The organism is Microbacterium meiriae, from assembly GCF_032364335.1.
GTDB classification, from domain to species: Bacteria; Actinomycetota; Actinomycetes; order Actinomycetales; family Microbacteriaceae; genus Microbacterium; species Microbacterium meiriae.
The window spans coordinates 2,371,121-2,390,539 of record NZ_CP133984.1 but is presented as its reverse complement, the minus strand read 5'-3'; the positions used below and the strand labels follow the sequence as shown (position 1 = coordinate 2,390,539).

Genomic DNA, 19,419 nt, shown 5'->3' with positions numbered 1-19,419 from the left:
CGCCATGATTCGGTTCGAGAACGTCACGAAACGCTACCGCGGGACGTCGAAGCCCGCCCTGTCCGGTGTCGACTTCGAGGTGCAGCGCGGGGAGTTCGTCTTCCTGGTCGGTGCCTCCGGGTCCGGCAAGTCCTCCTGTCTGCGCCTCATCCTCCGCGAGGACGTGCCGACGACGGGCCGTGTCGCCGTCCTCGGCCGCGACCTGCGGGCTCTGGCGAACCGGAAGGTGCCCTACTTCCGTCGGCACATCGGCTCGGTGTTCCAGGACTTCCGCCTGCTCCCGTCCAAGACCGTCCATCAGAACGTCGCCTTCACGCTGCAGGTCACCGGCTCGTCCCGGGGCTTCATCCAGCAGGCGGTTCCCGAGGCGCTCGCCCTCGTCGGGCTCGACGGCAAGGAGAAGCGCATGCCGCACGAGCTCTCCGGCGGCGAGCAGCAGCGCGTCGCGATCGCCAGGGCGCTCGTCAACCGTCCTCAGGTGCTGCTCGCCGACGAGCCCACCGGAAACCTCGACCCGGCGACCTCCGTCGACATCATGCAGCTGCTCGCCCGGATCAACGCGGGTGGCACGACGGTGCTCATGGCCACCCACGAGGCCGGGTTCGTCGACCAGATGCGCCGCCGCGTGATCGAGCTCCGCGACGGCGAGATGGTCCGCGACGAGGTGCACGGCGGATACGGCGACACCTCGAACATCCCGCGCCTGGTGCCGGAGGAGGTCCGCGGTGCCGCGGCCGCCGCAGCCCTCACGGCCGTGCAGGAGGTGCAACGCCAGACCGCCGACCTCTCCGTGGTCCGCGCGGCCCTGGCGGAGGAGCTGGACGCCCAGCGCCGTGCCGCCGCCGCGTCTCCCGCGGTCACCAAGCCCGCCGCCGAACCCGCTCCGCAGGTGGTCGAGCCGCCGGAGCCCTCGCGGGAGCCCGGCGTGGTCGAACCGCCGGACGTCGTGCAGCCACCGGCCGCGCCGCAGCCCGCTGCCGAGCGTCCCGCGCCCGCAGGTCCGCGCACGCATCCGATCGTGATCCCGGAGGTGGACGTCGCCGAGCTCGGCGTCGCCGACCGCCTCGGGCTGTCCGACCAGGACGACGAGGAAGTGGGCCCGACCTCATGAGAATCGGCCTGATCCTGACCGAGGCCCTCGTCGGCCTGCGGCGCAACATCTCGATGGTCATCTCCGTCGTGCTCGTCACCTTCGTGTCGCTGACGTTCGTCGGCGCCGCGATCCTCATGCAGTCCCAGATCGGCGTCATGCGCGGCTACTGGGCCGAGCGCGCCCAGGTGGCCGTCTACATGTGCTCCGCGGTGTCGGAGTCGGACACCTGCGTCGACGGCGCGGCGAGCGAGGAGCAGGTCGCCGCCGTGCGCGCCCAGCTCGAGGGCGACGCGTTGTCGCCGCTCATCAGCTCCATGACCTTCGACACGAAGGAGGAGACCTACGCCAAGCTCGTCGAGCAGGTCGGGGAGGAGCAGGCCAGCGTGCTCTCGCCCGATCAGGCGTTCGAGGTCTTCTTCGTCACGATGAAGGACCCGGGCCAGTCGCAGGTCCTCGCCGAGGCCTTCAACGGCCAAGCCGGAGTGGAACAGGTCCAGGACCAGCTCCAATACCTCGAACCGCTGTTCTCCGCGCTCACCGTGGCGACCTACATCGCCGTCGGCATCGCCGTCCTCATGCTCATCGCCGCGACGCTTCTGATCGCCACCACCATCCGCTTGTCCGCCTATGCGCGACGGAAGGAGATCGGGATCATGCGCCTGGTCGGCGCCTCGAACCGCTTCATCCAGACGCCGTTCGTGCTGGAGGGCGTCTTCGCCGCGTTGCTGGGCTCGGCTCTCGCGAGCGCGGCGGTCGTCGCCGGCATGCACTTCGGCGTGAACGGCTATCTCCGCGGACGGGTGCCGTTCATCACGACGTGGGTGACCATGCAGGACGCGATCCTCGTGGTCCCGGTCCTCGTCGGGATCGGCGTCGTGCTCGCGGCGCTCTCGGCCGGCTTCGCGATCCGGCGTTGGCTGCGCACCTGATACCCTGAAAGGCTGCTCGACCGATCCGCTGTCGAGCCGTCCACAGCACGACAGCACAGGAGATCATCATGCCCAGGGAACGCGGGGAGAAGGTCATCGCGACCAATCGTCGCGCGCGTCACGACTACAACATCGAGAAGTCGTACGAGGCGGGGATGGTGCTCACCGGCACCGAGGTGAAGTCGCTCCGTCAGGGGCGCGCGAACCTCAGCGACGGGTACGCGTTCGTGAAGGGCAACGAGGTCTTCCTCGATGCCGTGCACATCCCGGAGTACTCGCAGGGGCACTGGACGAACCACTCGGCCAAGCGCATCCGCAAGCTGCTCCTGCACCGGGAGGAGATCGCGAAGCTCGCTCACGCCGTCTCCGCGGGCGGATACACGCTCATCCCGCTCAAGCTGTACTTTTCGGACGGTCGCGCCAAGGTCGAGATCGCCCTCGCGAAGGGCAAGCGCGAGTACGACAAGCGCCAGACCCTCCGCGAGCGTCAGGACACCCGCGAGGCCGAGCGCGCGATGCGCCTGCGCAACCGGGTCGGCGAGTAGCCCGAGCCGGCTCAGAGGCTCGGCGTGAAGCCGAACACCCGGCCGAGGAAGGCGAGCTCCCGCTCCAGCGCGTCGACGATGGTCTCCGCGCTGCGGAACCCGTGGCCCTCGCCCGGGTACAGCACGTACTCGTGGTCGATGCCGTTCGCCGCCAGAGCGTCGCGGATGGCCTCGGACTGGGACGGCGGCACGACGCGGTCCTCCCCGCCTTGCAGCAGCAGCACCGGAACGTCGATGCGGTCGGCGTGCGTCAGGGGCGAGCGCTCGATGTAGACGTCCTCGGCCGCGGGGAGCGGACCCACGAGGCCGTCGAGGTACGACGCCTCGAAGTCGTGGGTCTCGGCGGCGAGCAGCCGGAGATCCGCGACACCGTAGCGGCTGATGCCGGCCGCGAACGTGCCGCCCCGGACGAGTGCGGAGAGCACCGTCCAGCCGCCGGCCGAGCCCCCGCGGATGGCGATGCGGGTGGAGTCTGCCAGCCCGGCGTCCGCGAGGCCGCGGGCCGCCGCGATCACGTCGTCCACGTCGACGATGCCCCACTGTCCCTGCAGACGGTCGCGGTAGGCGCGTCCATATCCCGTCGATCCGCCGTAGTTGACGTCGAGGACCCCGATGCCCCGGCTCGTGAAGAACGCGATGGAGGCGGAGGCCGCACCGGTGACATGGGCGGTCGGACCGCCGTGCACGAGCACGATGTAGGGCGGCAGCTCCCCGTCGGCGCCGCGGGGGTCTCCGGGCGCGGCGGGCGGATAAGCGAACGCGTGCACGGGGCCGTGTGCCCCTTCCACGACGATCTGCTGCGCCCCCGGCATCCAGTCCTCGTCGACCGGAGCGCCACCGGTGATGGTCTCGACGGTCCCACTGTCGACATCGACGCACCAGATGCCTGAGGTCACGCGCGAGCCGTCTCCGCTGAGCAGCACGCGGGAGCCGGCGACGTCGTCCACGCTGAGGTGCCCGTCGCCCGGCACCGTGATCGCCCGGGTCTCGCCGTCCGCGGACACGAGCTGCACCTCGTCGCGTCCATTCGTGCGCACCGCCACGAGGCGCCCGTCGGCCAGGACCTGGAACCAGCGGTTGCCGAGCACCCAGAGGCCGTATCCGGTATCCGCGTCCGACGAGGTCAGCGCGCGCGAGGCGCCGAGCCGGAGGCCGTCCAGTGCGAGGTGCTGGAGCTGCCAGCGCCCTGAAGCGTCGTCGGCGAACACGAGCGCGTCGTCGCCGCTCCACTCCGGCTGCAGGGCCGCGGAGGTGGGGACGCAGGTGACGGTCCCGCCGTCCACCGCCCCGATGGCGAGGACGGCACTCTCCCACGGCATGCTGTCCGCCTGCCACTCGACCCAGGCCACCCGGCTGCCGTCCGGCGAGAGAGCGGGGTGGGCGAAGAACCCGGTGCCCTCCGCGATCACGCGCACCGCAGCCGCTTCGTCGGCGGCCGAGCCGTCCACGGGGATCTCCACGATCGCGCGGCGGTGCGGGGCGGCCGAGAGGTCTTCGCGGACCGCCAGCAGGCGGCCGCTCTGCACGCGCAGCCCGCCGTACGACGGGCCGGCGGCGGTGAGGGGGCGCGGCTCCGCGCCGCGGTCCATGCGGTGCACACGCTGGTCGGCGCCGGAGACGAAGTACAGGGTGTCGCCGTCGACGGTCCAGGCACCGCCCCCGTACTCGTGCACGCGGGAGCGGGCGTTCCAGGGTGCCGGGAGGATCTCCGCCCCCGTCGAGCTGCGCACCGTGACGCGTCCGCCCTCGGCGGGCACGGACTCGGCCCACCACACCTCATCGCCGACGAAGCGTGCTCCGTCGATGCGGGGAGCTGCTCCGGCGACGGCGGCGGCGGTGAAGGGGGAGGACCAGGAGCCGAACGGTGAGGACATGCGTCGAGCCTACGGGCGGTGACACACGACGTCACACTCGTGCGGCGGGCCGAGGGCGTGTTCTAGGTTTCTGGAAACGCCCGGTTGATCCCGGACGTGGAGCGACAGCCGAGCCCGGCACCCGCCCGCGAACGACGTGCTGTTCGTCGTGCGCGGACCCCGGCCCCTGTCCCCTGGAGAGAAGATGTCTTCCCCGTTCGACGCCTCCCGCGCCTCCCGCGTGCCGTTCTCCTTCGAGCTGTATCCGCCCCGCTCGGAGTCGAGCCAGGAGGCGCTGCACGAGACCGTCCGTCACCTCGCCGCGGCGGGGCCCGCGTTCCTCTCGGTGACGTACGGCGCCGGCGGCTCGACCGGGGGACGCTCGCTCGACGTGCTGCGGTTCATCCGCGAGCACACCGACGTCGAGCCCCTCGCCCATCTCACGTGCGTCGGCAACACCTATGCCGGGGCCACGGCGCTCATCCGGGAGTTCCTCGACGCCGGGATCCTCCGCTTCCTCGCCCTCCGCGGCGATCCGCCCGCGGGCCGGACCGAGCCCTTCCTCGGCGACCTGGAGAGCGCAGCTCAGCTCGTGCAGCTCATCGATCGCGTCCAGGCCGAACGTGCTCCGTACCAGGAGTCCCCTGTCCCCGGCCTTCCCGGAGCCGCGCTGGTGGCGCCCCGTCAGAAGGTCGACATCGCGGTCGCGGCCTTCCCGAAGGGGCACCCGCGGGCCACGCACCGCACCCAGGACGTGGAGGCTCTGCTCGCCAAGCAGGCGGCAGGGGCGACCTTCGCCATCACCCAGCTCTTCTTCCACCCGGACGACTACCTCGCCTTCGTGGAGCGTGCCCGAGCGGGCGGCGTCACCATCCCGATCCTCCCCGGCATCATGCCGATCACCTCACCTGCCCGGCTGGCCCGGGTGCTGGAGCTCACGGGGGAGGACCTGCCGAGCGAGCTCTCGGTCGCCCTCGACGTCGAGCCCACGGCCGAGGGGCGCCGGGAGATCGGGATCTCGTGGGCCGCCCGCCTCGCCGCCGACGTCGTCGCCGGCGGCGCCCCCGGCGTCCACCTGTACGCCTTCAACCAGCACGAGACCGTCCTGACCGTCCTCGCCGAAGCCGGCATCATCCCGGCGCTCCGGCACTAGTCCCCGCCGAAAGGAAACACCATGACCGCATTCCCCGAGGGCACCATCCTCGGCTATCCCCGCATCGGCCGCCGCCGCGAGCTCAAGAAGGCCGTCGAGGCATTCTGGGCGGGCCGCATCGACGAGCAGGAGCTGGAGCGGACGGCAGCGGACCTGCGCGCGGCGACCCGTGAACGCCTGGCCGCGCTCGGTCTCGGTCGCACGGACTCGTCGATCCCGGAGTCCTTCTCGTTCTACGACCAGGTCCTCGACGCCGCCGCCACGGTCGGCGCCATCCCCGCGCGCTTCGACGACCTGCGGGAGGCGGACGGGACGATCGGACTCTCCGCACTGTTCACCGTCGCACGCGGCGAGGGGGAGCGCGCGCCGCTGGAGATGACGAAGTGGTTCGACTCGAACTACCACTACCTCGTGCCGGAGATCGGTCCGGAGACGGTGTTCTCCCTCGCCAGCGACCGGCTGGTGCGCGAGGTCGCCGAGGCCGCGGCCGCCGGATTCGTCACGCGTCCCGTGGTCGTCGGACCGGTCACGCTGCTGGCGCTCGCGAAGGCGTCGGACGACGCGCCGGAGGGCTTCGAGCCGCTCTCGCGTCTGGAGGACGTGCTGCCGGTCTACGTCGATCTGCTCGCCCGCCTGCGTGCCGCGGGTGCCGAGTGGGTGCAGCTCGACGAGCCCGCGCTCGTCAGCGAGTCGCTGCCGGCCACGACCGCGCAGCTCGCCTCGGCGGCGGAGCGCGCGCTCGCGGTGCTGGGCAGCGCCGAGGAACGTCCCTCGATCCTCGTCGCGGCCCCGTATGCGAGCCTCGGCGAGACGTTCGGGACCGTGGCCGCGGCCCCCATCGAGGCGATCGCCGTCGACCTCGTGCGCGGTGCCGTCCCGGAAGCGGTGCCTGGCCTCGAGGGCAAGACCCTCGTCGGCGGTGTGATCGACGGTCACAACATCTGGCGTGGCGACCTCTCCGCGGCGCTCGACTCCCTGGAGGCGCTCCGCGCGCTCGGTGCTCCGGTGTCCGCGGCCACCTCGACCTCGCTGCTGCACGTGCCGCACGACGTGCAGGACGAGACCGCGCTCGACGAGCGCCTGGTCTCCTGGCTCGCGTTCGCGGACCAGAAGGTGCAGCAGGTCGTGAGCCTCGCCCGCGGTCTGTCCGAAGGGCGCACGGCGATCGCGACCGAGCTGGACGCCGCGACCGCTGCGCTGCAGGATCGCCTGAGCGCTCCCGGCGTGCGCGACGGTGCGGTGCGTTCCCGTGCGCTGACCGACGCCGACTTCGCCCGTGCTCCGTACGCGGAGCGGGAAGAGGCGCAGAATGTCCTCGGCCTGCCGGTGCTGCCCCTGACGACGATCGGCTCCTTCCCGCAGACCGGCGACATCCGCCGCGCACGCGCGCAGTTCCTCCGCGGCGAGATCCCCGAGGACGACTACGAGGAGTTCCTCCGCCGTGAGGTCGCCGCGGTCGTCTCCCTGCAGGAGGACCTCGGCCTCGACGTCCTCGTGCACGGCGAACCCGAGCGGAACGACATGGTGCAGTACTTCGCAGAGCACCTCGACGGCTTCGCGGTCACGCAGCACGGCTGGGTGCAGTCGTACGGCTCGCGAGCCACGCGTCCGTCGATCCTCTGGGGCGATGTCTCCCGCCCGGCGCCCATCACGGTCGCCTGGTCGGCATACGCCCAGTCGCTCACCGCGAAGCACATGAAGGGCATGCTCACGGGGCCGGTCACCATCCTCGCGTGGTCCTTCGTCCGCGACGACCAGCCTCTGGGGGAGACCGCGAACCAGGTCGCGCTCGCCCTCCGCGACGAGATCGCCGATCTGGAGGCCGCGGGCATCCAGGTGATCCAGGTCGACGAGCCGGCGCTACGCGAGCTGCTGCCGCTGAAGCAGACCGACCAGCCCGCGTACCTGGACTGGTCCGTCGCCTCGTTCCGTCTGGCGACGGGCGGTGCCGCGGCGGCCACGCAGGTGCACACCCACCTCTGTTACTCGGAGTTCGGCGTCGTGATCGACGCGATCCGTGCGCTCGACGCCGACGTGACGTCGATCGAGGCGGCCCGCAGCCGCATGGAGGTCGTCGCGGACATCGCCGAGGTCGGCTTCGACCACGGCATCGGCCCCGGTGTCTACGACATCCACTCGCCGCGTGTGCCGACGGTCGAGGAGGTCGAGTCCCTGCTGCGTCGCGCGGTCGAGGAGATCCCGCTCCGTCAGCTCTGGGTGAACCCGGACTGCGGCCTGAAGACCCGCGGCTACGCCGAGACCACCGCATCGCTGCGGAACATCGTCGAGGCCACCCGCCGGGTGCGCGAGGACGTGGTGGTCACCGCCTGACACTCCTGCTCAGCGAGACGACGAAGGCCCTCCCGGTGCACCGGGAGGGCCTTCGTCGTGTGTCTCAGACGGCGCGCATGACCGCGACGACCTTGCCGAGCACGACGGCTTCGTCGCCCAGGATCGGCTCGAACGCGGAGTTGCGGGGGAGCAGCCAGGTGTGGCCGTCGCGACGACGAAGTACCTTGACGGTGGCCTCGCCGTCGAGCATGGCGGCGACGATCTCGCCGTTCTCCGCGGTGTTCTGCGACCGGACCACGACCCAGTCCCCGTCGCAGATCGCGGCGTCGATCATCGACTCGCCGGAGACCTTGAGCATGAAGAGGTCGCCCTTGCCGACGAGCTGCCGGGGGAGCGGGAAGATCTCCTCCACCTGCTGATCGGCGGTGATGGGCACGCCGGCGGCGATGCGGCCGACCAGCGGGACCAGGGCGGCGTCGCCGACCGGGGTCGCCACATCCGCGGGGTTCTCCGCACCGGTGCCGGGAAGGTCGATGAGGACCTCCATGGCGCGCGTCTTGCCCGGGTCGCGCCGCAGGTAGCCGCTGAGCTCGAGCTGACCGAGCTGGTGCGTGACGCTGGACAGCGACTTGAGTCCGACGGCATCGCCGATCTCGCGCATGCTCGGCGGGTAGCCGTTCTGTGCGATGGAGGCCTGGATGACCTCGAGGATCGCCATCTGCTTCGGGCTGAGACTCTTGCGACGGCGGGTGCGCGGCGCCTCGGACTCGAGGGCTGAGGTGTCGCTCATGGTGCTCCTTCACTGCGTGATCCGACGTGCCGCTTCGAATGTCGGTGGCCCGTGGTGGGGTGTCCTTATCGAAACCGTATCCGAGAAAAGCGCGGATCTGGAAGATCTGTTCGAGCGTGTCGGGCGATTCGCGGGCCGCGGTTTCGAAGACAGCTTGACAGATGTTCGAACTCGAAGATATCTTCGGAACGTAGCTTCGCATCCACGGCTCCCGGCCGAGGCGCGGATGCGAAAGCTACGCCAACCTCCCCGGGCTCCGGCGCCGGGACAGTAAGGAGCAGACATGAGCAGCATCAGCCTCAGCACCGCGACCGCCTTCCCGGCATCGGCCCGTCCGGCCACCCGGCTGCGGATCACGGCACGCGGCCGCCGCGCTCTGCTCGCGCTCGCCTCGGTCCCGCTCGCAGCGGGCATCGCCTTCGCCGCCATCAGCGGGGGCAGTGCGATCGCCTCCGGCGCGGACGCACCGGCCGTCTCCGTCGAGACCGTCACGGTCATGCCCGGCGATACCCTCTGGTCGATCGCGAGCAGCATCGCCCCCGAGGCCGACCCCCGCGAGGTCATCGGTGAGATCAGCCGTATGAACCTCCTCCGCGGCGGCGAGCTGCAGGTCGGTCAGGAGCTCGCGCTCCCGGCCCGCTACACCGACTGACGCGGAGCCCGAGTCTTCCGATCCGGTCGTCACGATGACCTCGGCTCTCCGTGCTCCTCTTAAGATGGGAAGGGTGACCTTCTCCCTCAACGATCTCCCGCTCCGCGACGATCTGCGCGGACTCACCCCGTACGGCGCGCCCCAGGCCCCGCTGCCGGTGGCTCTGAACGTGAACGAGAACACGCATCCCGTTCCCGACGAGGTCGCGAGCGACATCCTCGATGACATCGCCGTGGCGATCCGGGACGTGAACCGGTACCCGGATCGTGAGTTCACGACGCTGCGGGAGGCCTTCGCCGACTACCTGGGTCACGGCCTCACGCCGGAGCAGATCTGGGCGGGAAACGGCTCCAACGAGGTGCTGCAGCACATCTTCCAGGCTTTCGGCGGTCCGGGCCGCACGGCATTCGGCTTCGGCCCGACGTACTCGATGTACCCGCTCATCGCGAAGGGCACAGGGGCGTCGTGGATCGCCGGCACCCGGCAGCCGGACTACACCGTCACCGCGGAGGAGGCGGCGGAGCAGGTCCGTGCGGCCGACCCGGACATCGTGATCCTCTGCTCGCCGAACAATCCGACGGGCACGCCGCTGGGGCTCGACGTGGTGGAGGCCGTCTACGACGCCGCCCGTGGCGTGGTGATCGTCGACGAGGCCTATCAGGAGTTCGCGCCGCGCGATGCCCCGTCTGCACTGACTCTGCTGGAGGGCCGGCCGCGGCTGGCGGTCTCCCGCACCATGAGCAAGGCCTTCGCCTTCGCCGGTGCCCGCGTCGGCTACCTCGCCGCCGACCCCGCGTTCATCGACGCGCTGCGTCTGGTGCGCCTGCCCTACCACCTGAGCGCCCTGACGCAGGCGGCGGCCGTCGCCGCGCTCCGCAATGCCGACGTCATGCTCGGGATGGTGCAGGAGATCGTGGAGCAGCGCGACCGGATCACGGCCACGCTGGAGGCCCTCGGCTACACGCCCCACCTCTCGTGGTCCAACTTCGTGCTGTTCGGCGGCGTCGCGGACCCGCAGGCCACCTGGCAGCAGCTCTACGATCGCGGCGTGCTCGTCCGTGACGTCGGCATCCCCGGTCACCTGCGGGTGAGTGCCGGTACGGAGGCGGAGACCACGGCGTTCCTGGACGCCCTGGCCTCGATAGGATCGGCATCATGACCATCCCCGCGCCCACCGCACGCACCGCGAGCCGCGTGCGCAGCACGTCGGAGTCCACCGTCGAGGTCGAGCTCAACCTGGACGGTACCGGCGCGAGCCGCATCGACACCTCGGTGCCGTTCTTCGACCACATGCTCACGGCGTTCGCGAAGCACTCGCTGACGGATCTCACCGTGCGGGCGTCCGGCGACACCCACATCGACGCGCACCACACCGTGGAAGACGTCTCGATCGTGCTCGGTCAGGCGATCCTCGCCGCGCTCGGGGACAAGTCCGGCATCTCCCGCTACGGCGACGCCCTCGTCCCCCTGGACGAGGCGCTCGCGCAGGCGGTCGTCGACATCTCCGGTCGCCCGTACCTCGTGCACGAGGGTGAACCCGCGGGCTTCGAGCACCACCTGATCGGCGGGCACTTCACCGGATCGCTCGTCCGGCACGTCTTCGAAGCCATCACCTTCAACGCCGCCCTCACCGTGCACGTCCGGGTCCTGGGCGGGCGCGACCCGCACCACATCGCCGAGGCCGAGTTCAAGGCGTTCGCGCGGGCGTTCCGTCAGGCGAAGGCGCTGGATCCCCTCGTCGACGGCATCCCGTCCACCAAGGGAGCCTTGTGAGCGCCGCGCCCCGGGTCGCCGTCTTCGACTACGAATCCGGCAACGTCCACTCCGCGGTCAAGGCGCTCGTCGCCGCGGGAGCCGACGCCGTCCTCACGCGCGACCGCACCGAGGCTCTCGAGGCCGACGGGTTCGTCGTGCCCGGCGTCGGAGCCTTCCAGGCCGTGCGGGACGCCCTGCAGGCTCACGGCGGCGACGAGATCATCGGCCGTCGTCTCGCGGGCGGTCGACCGGTGCTGGGTATCTGCGTCGGCATGCAGGTGCTCTTCGAGCACGGCGTCGAGCGCGGGCACGACACCGCGGGCCTCGGCGAGTGGCCGGGCGCCGTGACGGAGCTCAACGCCCCTGTCCTGCCGCACATGGGCTGGAACACCGTGGAGCCGGGGGAGGACACCGTCCTGTTCCGCGGGATCGAGCAGGAACGCTTCTACTTCGTGCACTCCTATGCGGCGCAGTCCTGGGAGCTCGATGTGATCCCGCCGTTCCCCCAGCCCGTGCTCACCTGGGCGACCTACGGCGGTCCCTTCCTCGCGGCCGTGGAGAACGGCCCGCTCTCGGCGACGCAGTTCCACCCCGAGAAGTCCGGAGACGCCGGCATCCAGCTGCTCCGGAACTGGGTGCAGAGCCTCTGATCCGGAGCCGCGTCGGCGCCGGGCGTCATGCGGTTTGTCCCGCGCCCCGCGGCGGACTACCCTCGTCTCTCGTGCCCTCTCGGGCCGCAGACCCACCCGAACCAAGGACCCCATGAACGACTTCGCGCAGTCCCCCTCGCTCACGCTCCTCCCCGCGGTCGACGTCGCCGGCGGCAAGGCGGTCCGTCTGACCCAGGGGGAGGCGGGCACGGAGACGAGCTACGGCGACCCGCTCGACGCCGCGGGGGAGTGGGTCTCGCAGGGGGCCTCCTGGATCCACCTCGTCGACCTCGACGCGGCGTTCGGACGCGGCAGCAACGCCCCGATCCTGCGCAAGGTCATCAAGCAGTTCAAGAACGTCAACGTCGAGCTCTCCGGCGGCATCCGGGACGACGCGAGCCTGGAGGCGGCTCTGGAGAGCGGCGCCGCCCGCATCAACCTCGGCACCGCCGCCCTGGAGAACCCGGAGTGGGCCGCCGACGTGATCAGCCGCTTCGGCGAGGCGATCGCCGTCGGCCTCGACGTGCGCGGCACGACGCTCGCGGCGCGGGGCTGGACGAAGGAGGGCGGTGACCTCTGGGAGGTGCTCGAGCGCCTCGAGGACGCCGGCTGCAGCCGCTACGTCGTCACCGACGTGACCAAGGACGGCACGCTGCGCGGTCCGAACCTGGAGCTCCTGCGTGAGGTCACCTCGCGCACGCCGAAGCCGGTCGTCGCGTCGGGCGGCATCTCGAACCTCGACGACATCGCCGCCCTGCGCGACCTCGTGCCGCTGGGCGTCGAGGGCGCCATCGTCGGCAAGGCGCTGTACGCGGGCGCCTTCACGCTGGCGGAGGCTCTGGATGTCGCCGGAGACTGACCCCCACGCCTGCGGGCCGGAGTCGCACAACCGGGCCGACTCGGCCGGGGTCCCTTGGGAGGGGCGCAGCTTCGAGTCGAATCCGCACGCCGCGGACGACGGCTCGGCGGACCCTGCTCTTCTCGCCGCCCTGCTCCGCTTCCGCGCGGGGGAGGGGAGCCAGACGGAGGTCGTCGACGCGTTCCGCTCCGCGCGGGTGCTCATCCCGCTGATCGCCGAGAAGGGTGAGGAGGGTGTGGCCCCCAGCGGCCTCGCGGTGGACAAGACGCAGGAGCTGTCGATCGTCACCGTCGCCGCACCGGACGGGCGCCGCGTCCAGCCGGTGTTCTCGTCGGTCGAGACGATGCAGCGCTGGGACCCGTCGGCGCGACCCATCCCTGTCGAGGCCGTCCGCGCCGCGCTGGCCGCATCGTCGGAGGACACCGACCTCATCGTGCTCGACCCGACCTCGGACACGGAGTTCGTGATCCGGCGACCCGCCGTCTGGGCCGTGGCGCAGGGGCACGCGTGGGAACCGAGCTTCCTCTCGCCCGAGGTGGTCACCGCGCTCCGGGAGAGCATCGCCCATGAACTCGCCGTGATCGACGTCGCGGTCGCGCCCGGTGACCCGGATGCGCGGCTGCGCGGGCCGGAGCTCATCGTGGTGCTGGAGCTCGTCGACGGCCTGGAGCGCGAGGTCCTGGATGCGGTGCTCGCGCGCCTCGCCCAGCGGTGGGCGGCGGATGACCGCATCGCCGTCCTCGCCGACTCGCTGACGGTCAAGCTCCGCCGCAGCGTCTGAGGGGGCGCCGACCGGATCAGGTGACGGGGCCGGTCCACTTCTCGCCGGGGCCCTTGCCGATCGGGTCCGGGATGGTCGAGGCCTCGCGGAAGGCGAGCTGCAGCGAACGGAGGCCGTCACGCAACGAGCGGGCGTGCATGTCGCTGATCTCGGGGGCGCCGGCGGTGATGAGTCCCGCCAGCGCGTTGATGAGCTTGCGCGCCTCGTCCAGGTCGAGCTGAGCCGCGGCCTCCGGGTCGTCCGCCAGGCCGAGCTTGACGGCGGCAGCACTCATGAGGTGCACGGCGGCGGTGGTGATCACCTCGACGGCCGGGACGTCGGCGATGTCGCGGACGGCCGAGGAGGCCGCTTCTTCCTGCCGAGCCCATCGCTCCTCGCGCTCGCGGGCCGCCTCGTCCGATGCCTGGTTCGTCACTTCGCCTTGCTTTCTGTTAGACTTTGGCGGGCTCCGGAGCGTCATGCTCCGGAACGAAAGAGGATTCACTTCCCACCCGCGCTTGCCGTTCCAGGCTACCGGGTCTTGCGCTCCGCCGGCTCCGCTCGTCACGAGGGGACCGGTAGACAGGGTGCGGAGCCGGCGTCTGAGAGCCGGCGGGTGGGGGACGACTCCGATTTCGCCCGAGATGCAGACAGCATCACGGTGGCCGAATCACATCGTCTAAGGAGCTCCGCATCAGCGATCCCCGTACCAATGAGCGCATCCGCGTCCCCGAGGTCCGCCTCGTCGGCCCCGCGGGTGAGCAGATCGGCGTTGTCCGCATCGAGGCAGCGCTGCGTCTCGCACAGGAAGCCGATCTCGACCTCGTCGAGGTCGCCCCGAACTCGAAGCCGCCCGTCGTCAAGATCATGGACTACGGCAAGTTCAAGTACGAGGCCGCGCAGAAGGAAAAGGAAGCGCGTCGCAACCAGGCGAACACGATCCTCAAGGAAGTCCGCTTCCGTCTGAAGATCGAGGCGCACGACTACACCACGAAGCTCAAGCGCGCCGAGGGCTTCCTCAAGGCCGGTGACAAGGTCAAGGCCATGATCCTCTTCCGCGGTCGCGAGCAGTCGCGTCCCGAGCAGGGTGTGCGTCTGCTGCGCAAGTTCGCCGAAGACGTCGCCGAGTTCGGCACCGTCGAGTCGAACCCGACCATCGACGGCCGCAACATGGTCATGGTCGTCGCGCCGCACAAGAGCAAGTCCGAGGCGAAGCAGGAGCAGAACGCCGTGCGCGCCGCGAACAAGCAGGCCGCGCGCGATGCGAAGAACGACGCGGACGCTTCCGCGGACGCCCCGGCGGAGTAGATCCGCCCCCAGAACTCCCGCACCGCGGGTTGACACCGTCGCCTGAGAAGGCGCCATACGAAGGAAGAGAAGATGCCGAAGCAGAAGACCCACTCGGGTGCTAAGAAGCGCTTCAAGATCACCGGCAGCGGCAAGCTGAAGAAGCAGCAGGCCGGGATGCGCCACAACCTCGAGCACAAGTCGAGCCGTCGCACCCGCCGTCTGAACCAGGACCAGGTGCTCGCGAAGGCGGACTTCAAGGTCGCGAAGAAGCTTCTCGGTCGCTGACGCGCCGAACGCACGATAGGAACACAGGAAAATGGCAAGAGTCAAGCGGGCGGTCAACGCCCACAAGAAGCGTCGGGTCATCCTCGAGCGCGCCTCCGGCTACCGCGGTCAGCGTTCGCGCCTCTACCGGAAGGCCAAGGAGCAGGTCATCCACTCCCTGGTCTACTCGTACCGGGACCGTCGCAAGCGCAAGGGCGACTTCCGTCGTCTCTGGATCCAGCGCATCAACGCGGCTGCCCGCCAGAACGGCATGACGTACAACCGCTTCATCCAGGGTCTCAACCTCGCGGGTGTCACGGTCGACCGTCGCATGCTCGCCGACCTCGCGGTGAACGATGCCGCGACGTTCACGACGCTGGTCGAGACGGCGAAGAAGGCTCTGCCCTCCGACGTCAACGCGCCGAAGTCGGTCGCGTAAGCATCTCGCTTCCGAACGGGCGTCTTCCTCCGGGAAGGCGCCCGTTCCGCGTATCCGGGCGGTGGCGGGCTGACCGTAGACTGAGTCCGTGCTGGAGAACCCCCGTTCCCCCCGAGTCCGTGCCGTCGCCAAGCTGACCAAGCGCAGCGCGCGTACCGAGACCGGGCTGTTCCTGTTGGAAGGTCCGCAGTCCGTCCGTGAGGCGCTGACGTACCGTCCGGAGGCGATCATCGAGCTGTTCGCGACCCCGCACGGGTGGGAGAGGCACGCGGACATCCGTGCCGCGGCGGCGGAGGCGGACGTCGAGGTCGAGTACGTGAGCGAGGACGTGCTCAACGCGATGGCCGACACGGTGACGCCGCAGGGGCTGGTCGCCGTCGTCCGGCAGACGCCGACCTCCGTGCGCGACATCTTCGATGGCGCACCGCGTCTGGTCGCCATCTGCGAGGAGGTGCGCGACCCCGGCAACCTCGGTACCATCATCCGGGCCGCCGACGCCGCCGGCGCCGACGCCGTCGTGCTCACGGGCCGCACGGTCGATCCCTACAACCCCAAGGTCGTGCGGGCGACGACGGGCTCGCTCTTCCACCTTCCGGTCTCCGTCGGTGGGGACCTTGACGAGGTCGTGCGACGTGCGCACGATGCGGGCCTGCAGATCCTCGCGGCCGACGTGAAGGGGGATGACCTCCTCGCAGCCCGCGCCGACGGTGTGCTCGGCGAGCCGACCGCCTGGCTGTTCGGCAACGAGGCGCGCGGACTCGAGGACGATGCGCTGACACGGGCCGACCGGGTCCTGCGGCTGCCGATCTTCGGACGCGCGGAGTCGCTCAACCTGGCCACCGCGGCGAGCGTGTGCCTGTACGAGAGCGCGTTCGCCCAACGCGCCGCCGCCACCGGCTGACCGGCGACGGACGGGACGCAGGATGCGGATTCTCATCGTCGAGGACGACGAGCGGGTGGCGGGGGCCTTGCAGGCCTTCCTCGCGCGCTCGGGCTATGCCACCGTGCACGCCGCCGACGGGGCGACCGCGCTGGAGCACCTCGACGCCGACACCGAGGTGGTGCTGCTGGACCTCGGGCTGCCGGACGTCGACGGGATCGACCTCTGCCGTCGCATCCGGGGGCGGTCCGACGTCCCGATCGTGATCGTCACCGCGCGCAACCAGGTCGCCGAGCGCATCAAGGGGCTGCGCGCCGGGGCCGATGACTTCGTGGTGAAGCCGTACGACGTGCACGAACTCCTGGCGCGGATCGAGGCGGTCACCCGGCGATCACGGCCGCTGCGCACGGAACCGGACACCCGGGTGCTGCTGCACGACGGGGCGGTGCAGATCGACCTCGTGGCGCGGGAGGTGCAGGTCGGCGGGGTGCCGCTGGCGCTCACCCGCAAGGAGTTCGACATCGTGGGCGTGCTCGCCCGGTATCCGGGTGTGGCGGTGCCGAAGGAGCGCCTCATCCGCGAGGTCTGGAACACCGATTGGCGCGGCTTCGGCCACTCGCTCGAGGTGCACGTGGCGGCCATCCGGAAGAAGAGCGGGGACCGCGCGTTCATCGAGACGGTGCGCGGCGTCGGCTATCGGCTCGCGGGGTCCTGACGCGTGCGCCGCCGCCTGACCGTGGTCTTCCTCGTGCCGCTGATCGTCGTGCTCGTCGCGCTGGGCGGCGTGACCGGGTGGAGCGCGGCGCGCAGCGTCCAGCAGTCGTTCTACGCGGAGCAGCTCGGCGACCTCGGCTACTTCGCGACGAGCGCCAGGCAGGCGCTCCGCTCCGGGAGCCCGGCGGTGATGGACGCCGAGGTCCGCCGCTTCCAGGAGGTGTACGGGATCGAGGTGACCGTGTTCGATCTCACCGGCAGCCCGTGGGCGGCGGGGGATCACGGCGACACGGTCCTGTCGGAGGAGGACGCGCAGCGGGTACGGCTGGCGCTCTCCGGACGCCGCGCCGAACAGCCGACCTCCTCCGCATGGGTCGTGTCCGACGCGGCGCTCGTGGAGCCGGTGTTCGACGACGGCGACGTGATCGGCGCCGTGCTCGTGAGCGGAGGAACGGAGACGCCGCAGACCGTCATCCTGCGCCAGACGCTCGTGCTCGGCGTGATCGTCGTGCTGCTGTGCGCGCTCGGCATCCTCCTGGTCGCCGGTCTGGCGCGCTGGGTGCTCTCCCCGGTGCGCCGCCTCGACGAGACGATGGCGGCGATCGAGCGCGGGGAGATGGACGCCCGGGTGGCCGAGGGCACCGGGCCGCCCGAGCTGCGGCGCATGACGCGGGTGTTCAACGGCATGGCCGATGAGATCGAGCGCGTCATGACCCGGCAGCAGGAGTTCGCGCTGAACGCCTCGCACGAGCTGCGGAATCCGCTCAACGCGTTGCTGCTGCGCGTCGAGCACCTCGCGACGGGCCTGGGACGCGAGTGGGACCACGACGTCGAGGAGACGAGGGAGGAGGGCCGACGGATGACCCGCATCCTGGAGACCCTCCTCGGACTCGCCCGCGGCGGTCGCACCGACTCCACGATGTCCGCGGTCGATCTGGCCGCTGTCGCAGCCCGCCGGGTGGAGGCCTGGCAGGAGGTGGCGGCGCAGCGGGCCATCGGGCTGCGCCCCACGGGGGAGCCGTCGGTCATGACGATCACCGACCGCACCATCGTGGAGAGCGCGCTCGATGCCGCGATCGACAACGCGGTGAAGTACTCGCCGGAGGGCTCGTCCATCGAGGTCGGCGCGCGGCGCGTGGGCGGCGAATGCCACCTCACCGTGCGCGACCACGGCCCTGGTCTGTCTCCGGAGGACGCCTCGTCGGCGACGGACCGCTTCTGGCGGAGCGCGGACAGCGGCGACATGCCGGGGACCGGGCTCGGGCTCGCGATCGCGACCGACCTCCTCGCGACGGTCGGGGGCGAGCTGCGGGTGCGCGGCGCCGATGGCGGCGGGCTCCTCGTGGCCCTCGTCCTCCCCGCGGAGGCGGCGGCATGAGCGGGCGGGGACGGCGTGTCGTGGCCGGGATGCTCGCGCTCGTGACGGCCGTCGCGTTGAGCGCGTGCAGTCCGCGTTCCGAGGGATGGACGGACACCGTCGCCGTGATCGCCGCGGGAAGCCCCACCGGGGTCTACCACGACTACGGCAGTCGCCTGGCGGTCGAGCTGTCGCGCGAGCTGGACGTCGATCTCACGGCGGAGGAGACCGCCGGATCGGTCGACAACCTGTTGCGGGTGAGTGCGGGGGAGGCGCTCCTCGGCTTCGCGCAGGGCGATGCCGCGGCCGACGCCGTGGCCGGAACGGGAGCCTTCGCCGAGCCGCTGGACGTGCAGGCGGTCGCCCGGCTGTACGACGAGTACCTGCAGATCGTCGTGCGCGACGACTCGGCCCTGGACGATCTCGCGGATCTCGCCGGGGGGACGATCTCCCTCGGGGCCGAGAACTCGGGGGTGAACGTGATCGCGACCCGGGTGCTGCACGCCGCCGGCGTGGCCGCGGATACGATCGACGATCCGCAGCTCGACCTCGGCGGGTCCATCGCCGCCATGGAGCGCGGCGAGATCGACGGCTTCTTCTGGGTGGGCGGGCTGCCGACGCCCGGCATCGCGGACCTCGCGGAGACGGTCGACGTCCGTCTGCTCCCGGTCGAGCAGGACTGGGTCAATGCGGTCAACGAGCGGTACTCCCATGCGTATCGGCCCGCCGACGTGCCCGCGGGCACCTACGGCCTCGACGCCTCCGTGATGACGTTGGCGGTGCCGAACTACCTCGTCACCGCCGGAAGCACCCCGCCCGGCGTCGTCCATGATCTCGTCGGGGGCCTGTTCGCGGCGCGCACCACGTTGGCCGCCGACGTCCCGGCGGCAGCGTTGCTGGACCGGCGGTCCGCGATCTTCACCGGGCCGGTGCCCCTGCACCCCGGTGCGGAGGAGTACTACCGCGGCCTGCGCCGGTGACGGGCGTCCCCTCAAGAAATCCTCAAGATCCCTGACAGGCGTCGGCGCGCTCTGCCAGGGTGAGGTCGATCGCACACGATCGGACACCTGCTGCCTGCTGTCGCTGGGAGCGTGGCAGCAGGGCGATCCCGCGGCCCGAGGGGGCGGGCCGTGGGGCGCCCCTG

General features: G+C 71.0%; 21 protein-coding genes. 18 read left to right on the top strand and 3 right to left on the bottom strand.

Annotated elements, in window-relative coordinates; genetic code table 11:
* The first annotated feature begins 4 nt into the window (after positions 1-4).
* The 3 genes from ftsE to smpB all read left to right on the top strand — a co-directional run bounded on the left by ftsE (position 5) and on the right by smpB (position 2,567).
* Positions 5-1,111 carry a cell division ATP-binding protein FtsE gene (ftsE, locus tag RI211_RS11510; RefSeq protein ID WP_280571718.1) on the top strand — a complete coding sequence of 369 codons (1,107 nt, stop codon included), beginning with the start codon at positions 5-7 and terminating at the stop codon, positions 1,109-1,111.
* Positions 1,108-2,022 carry a permease-like cell division protein FtsX gene (gene ftsX, locus RI211_RS11505; RefSeq protein WP_187661891.1) on the top strand — a complete coding sequence of 305 codons (915 nt, stop codon included), beginning with the start codon at positions 1,108-1,110 and terminating at the stop codon, positions 2,020-2,022. The genes ftsE and ftsX overlap by 4 nt, the downstream gene beginning before the upstream one ends.
* A gap of 68 nt (positions 2,023-2,090) precedes the next feature.
* A complete protein-coding gene (gene smpB / locus RI211_RS11500; protein WP_050722832.1) occupies positions 2,091-2,567 on the top strand; it encodes an SsrA-binding protein SmpB in 477 nt (158 codons plus the stop codon).
* A gap of 11 nt (positions 2,568-2,578) precedes the next feature.
* On the opposite strand, the gene RI211_RS11495 is transcribed toward smpB, so the two are convergent.
* Positions 2,579-4,441, bottom strand: coding sequence for a S9 family peptidase (locus RI211_RS11495; protein WP_315638001.1), 1,863 nt, complete (start codon positions 4,439-4,441; stop codon positions 2,579-2,581).
* Positions 4,442-4,625: 184 nt separating this feature from the next.
* Here RI211_RS11495 and RI211_RS11490 point away from each other — a divergent pair, with 184 nt between their 5' ends.
* Together RI211_RS11490 and metE are read left to right on the top strand one after the other, a co-directional pair.
* Entirely contained in the window at positions 4,626-5,573 is a 948-nt protein-coding gene (locus tag RI211_RS11490) for a methylenetetrahydrofolate reductase (protein ID WP_315638002.1), read from the top strand.
* A gap of 21 nt (positions 5,574-5,594) precedes the next feature.
* A complete protein-coding gene (gene metE / locus RI211_RS11485; protein ID WP_315638003.1) occupies positions 5,595-7,904 on the top strand; it encodes a 5-methyltetrahydropteroyltriglutamate--homocysteine S-methyltransferase in 2,310 nt (769 codons plus the stop codon).
* 64 nt (positions 7,905-7,968) lie between these two features.
* Here the strand turns inward: metE and lexA are convergent, their stop codons facing one another.
* Complete coding sequence (lexA, locus tag RI211_RS11480) at positions 7,969-8,655, bottom strand: transcriptional repressor LexA (RefSeq protein ID WP_025105289.1); 687 nt, start codon at positions 8,653-8,655, stop codon at positions 7,969-7,971.
* 283 nt (positions 8,656-8,938) lie between these two features.
* On the opposite strand from lexA, the gene RI211_RS11475 reads away from it, so the two are divergent.
* The 6 genes from RI211_RS11475 (at position 8,939) to RI211_RS11450 (ending at position 13,352) form a co-directional block, all read left to right on the top strand.
* On the top strand, positions 8,939-9,307 hold the full coding sequence (locus RI211_RS11475) for a LysM peptidoglycan-binding domain-containing protein (protein WP_187661886.1): 369 nt from the start codon (positions 8,939-8,941) through the stop codon (positions 9,305-9,307).
* Between the two features lie 64 nt (positions 9,308-9,371).
* Complete coding sequence (locus RI211_RS11470; protein WP_187661885.1) at positions 9,372-10,466, top strand: histidinol-phosphate transaminase; 1,095 nt, start codon at positions 9,372-9,374, stop codon at positions 10,464-10,466.
* Positions 10,463-11,080, top strand: a complete 618-nt coding sequence (hisB, locus tag RI211_RS11465; protein ID WP_060922523.1) for an imidazoleglycerol-phosphate dehydratase HisB — start codon at positions 10,463-10,465, stop codon at positions 11,078-11,080. Before RI211_RS11470 ends, hisB begins: the two co-directional genes overlap by 4 nt.
* On the top strand, positions 11,077-11,712 hold the full coding sequence (hisH, locus tag RI211_RS11460) for an imidazole glycerol phosphate synthase subunit HisH (protein ID WP_268776860.1): 636 nt from the start codon (positions 11,077-11,079) through the stop codon (positions 11,710-11,712). Before hisB ends, hisH begins: the two co-directional genes overlap by 4 nt.
* Before the next feature lie 112 nt (positions 11,713-11,824).
* The gene (priA, locus tag RI211_RS11455; RefSeq protein WP_025105284.1) at positions 11,825-12,571 is read left to right on the top strand and encodes a bifunctional 1-(5-phosphoribosyl)-5-((5-phosphoribosylamino)methylideneamino)imidazole-4-carboxamide isomerase/phosphoribosylanthranilate isomerase PriA; all 747 of its coding nucleotides are present in this window, start codon (positions 11,825-11,827) and stop codon (positions 12,569-12,571) included.
* Positions 12,555-13,352 carry an SseB family protein gene (locus RI211_RS11450; RefSeq protein WP_292795600.1) on the top strand — a complete coding sequence of 266 codons (798 nt, stop codon included), beginning with the start codon at positions 12,555-12,557 and terminating at the stop codon, positions 13,350-13,352. The genes priA and RI211_RS11450 overlap by 17 nt, the downstream gene beginning before the upstream one ends.
* 16 nt (positions 13,353-13,368) lie before the next feature.
* Here RI211_RS11450 and RI211_RS11445 read toward each other — a convergent pair whose 3' ends face one another.
* A complete protein-coding gene (locus RI211_RS11445; protein WP_060922526.1) occupies positions 13,369-13,767 on the bottom strand; it encodes a DUF1844 domain-containing protein in 399 nt (132 codons plus the stop codon).
* Positions 13,768-14,000: 233 nt separating this feature from the next.
* Here RI211_RS11445 and infC point away from each other — a divergent pair, with 233 nt between their 5' ends.
* The 7 genes from infC (at position 14,001) to RI211_RS11410 (ending at position 19,255) form a co-directional block, all read left to right on the top strand.
* Positions 14,001-14,639 carry a translation initiation factor IF-3 gene (gene infC, locus RI211_RS11440; protein WP_370428515.1) on the top strand — a complete coding sequence of 213 codons (639 nt, stop codon included), beginning with the start codon at positions 14,001-14,003 and terminating at the stop codon, positions 14,637-14,639.
* 72 nt (positions 14,640-14,711) lie between these two features.
* Positions 14,712-14,906, top strand: a complete 195-nt coding sequence (gene rpmI / locus RI211_RS11435) for a 50S ribosomal protein L35 (RefSeq protein ID WP_025105280.1) — start codon at positions 14,712-14,714, stop codon at positions 14,904-14,906.
* A 31-nt stretch (positions 14,907-14,937) separates the two neighbouring features.
* A complete protein-coding gene (rplT, locus tag RI211_RS11430) occupies positions 14,938-15,324 on the top strand; it encodes a 50S ribosomal protein L20 (RefSeq protein ID WP_187661881.1) in 387 nt (128 codons plus the stop codon).
* Between the two features lie 88 nt (positions 15,325-15,412).
* Positions 15,413-16,225: a TrmH family RNA methyltransferase gene (locus tag RI211_RS11425; RefSeq protein ID WP_315638004.1), complete on the top strand. Its 813-nt coding sequence runs from the start codon at positions 15,413-15,415 to the stop codon at positions 16,223-16,225.
* 22 nt (positions 16,226-16,247) lie between these two features.
* Complete coding sequence (locus RI211_RS11420; protein ID WP_268776862.1) at positions 16,248-16,919, top strand: response regulator transcription factor; 672 nt, start codon at positions 16,248-16,250, stop codon at positions 16,917-16,919.
* Between the two features lie 3 nt (positions 16,920-16,922).
* Positions 16,923-18,296, top strand: coding sequence for a sensor histidine kinase (locus RI211_RS11415; protein WP_315638005.1), 1,374 nt, complete (start codon positions 16,923-16,925; stop codon positions 18,294-18,296).
* Positions 18,293-19,255 (top strand): TAXI family TRAP transporter solute-binding subunit, encoded by a 963-nt coding sequence (locus tag RI211_RS11410; RefSeq protein WP_315638006.1) that lies wholly within the window; start codon positions 18,293-18,295, stop codon positions 19,253-19,255. Before RI211_RS11415 ends, RI211_RS11410 begins: the two co-directional genes overlap by 4 nt.
* The last annotated feature ends 164 nt before the right edge of the window (positions 19,256-19,419 follow it).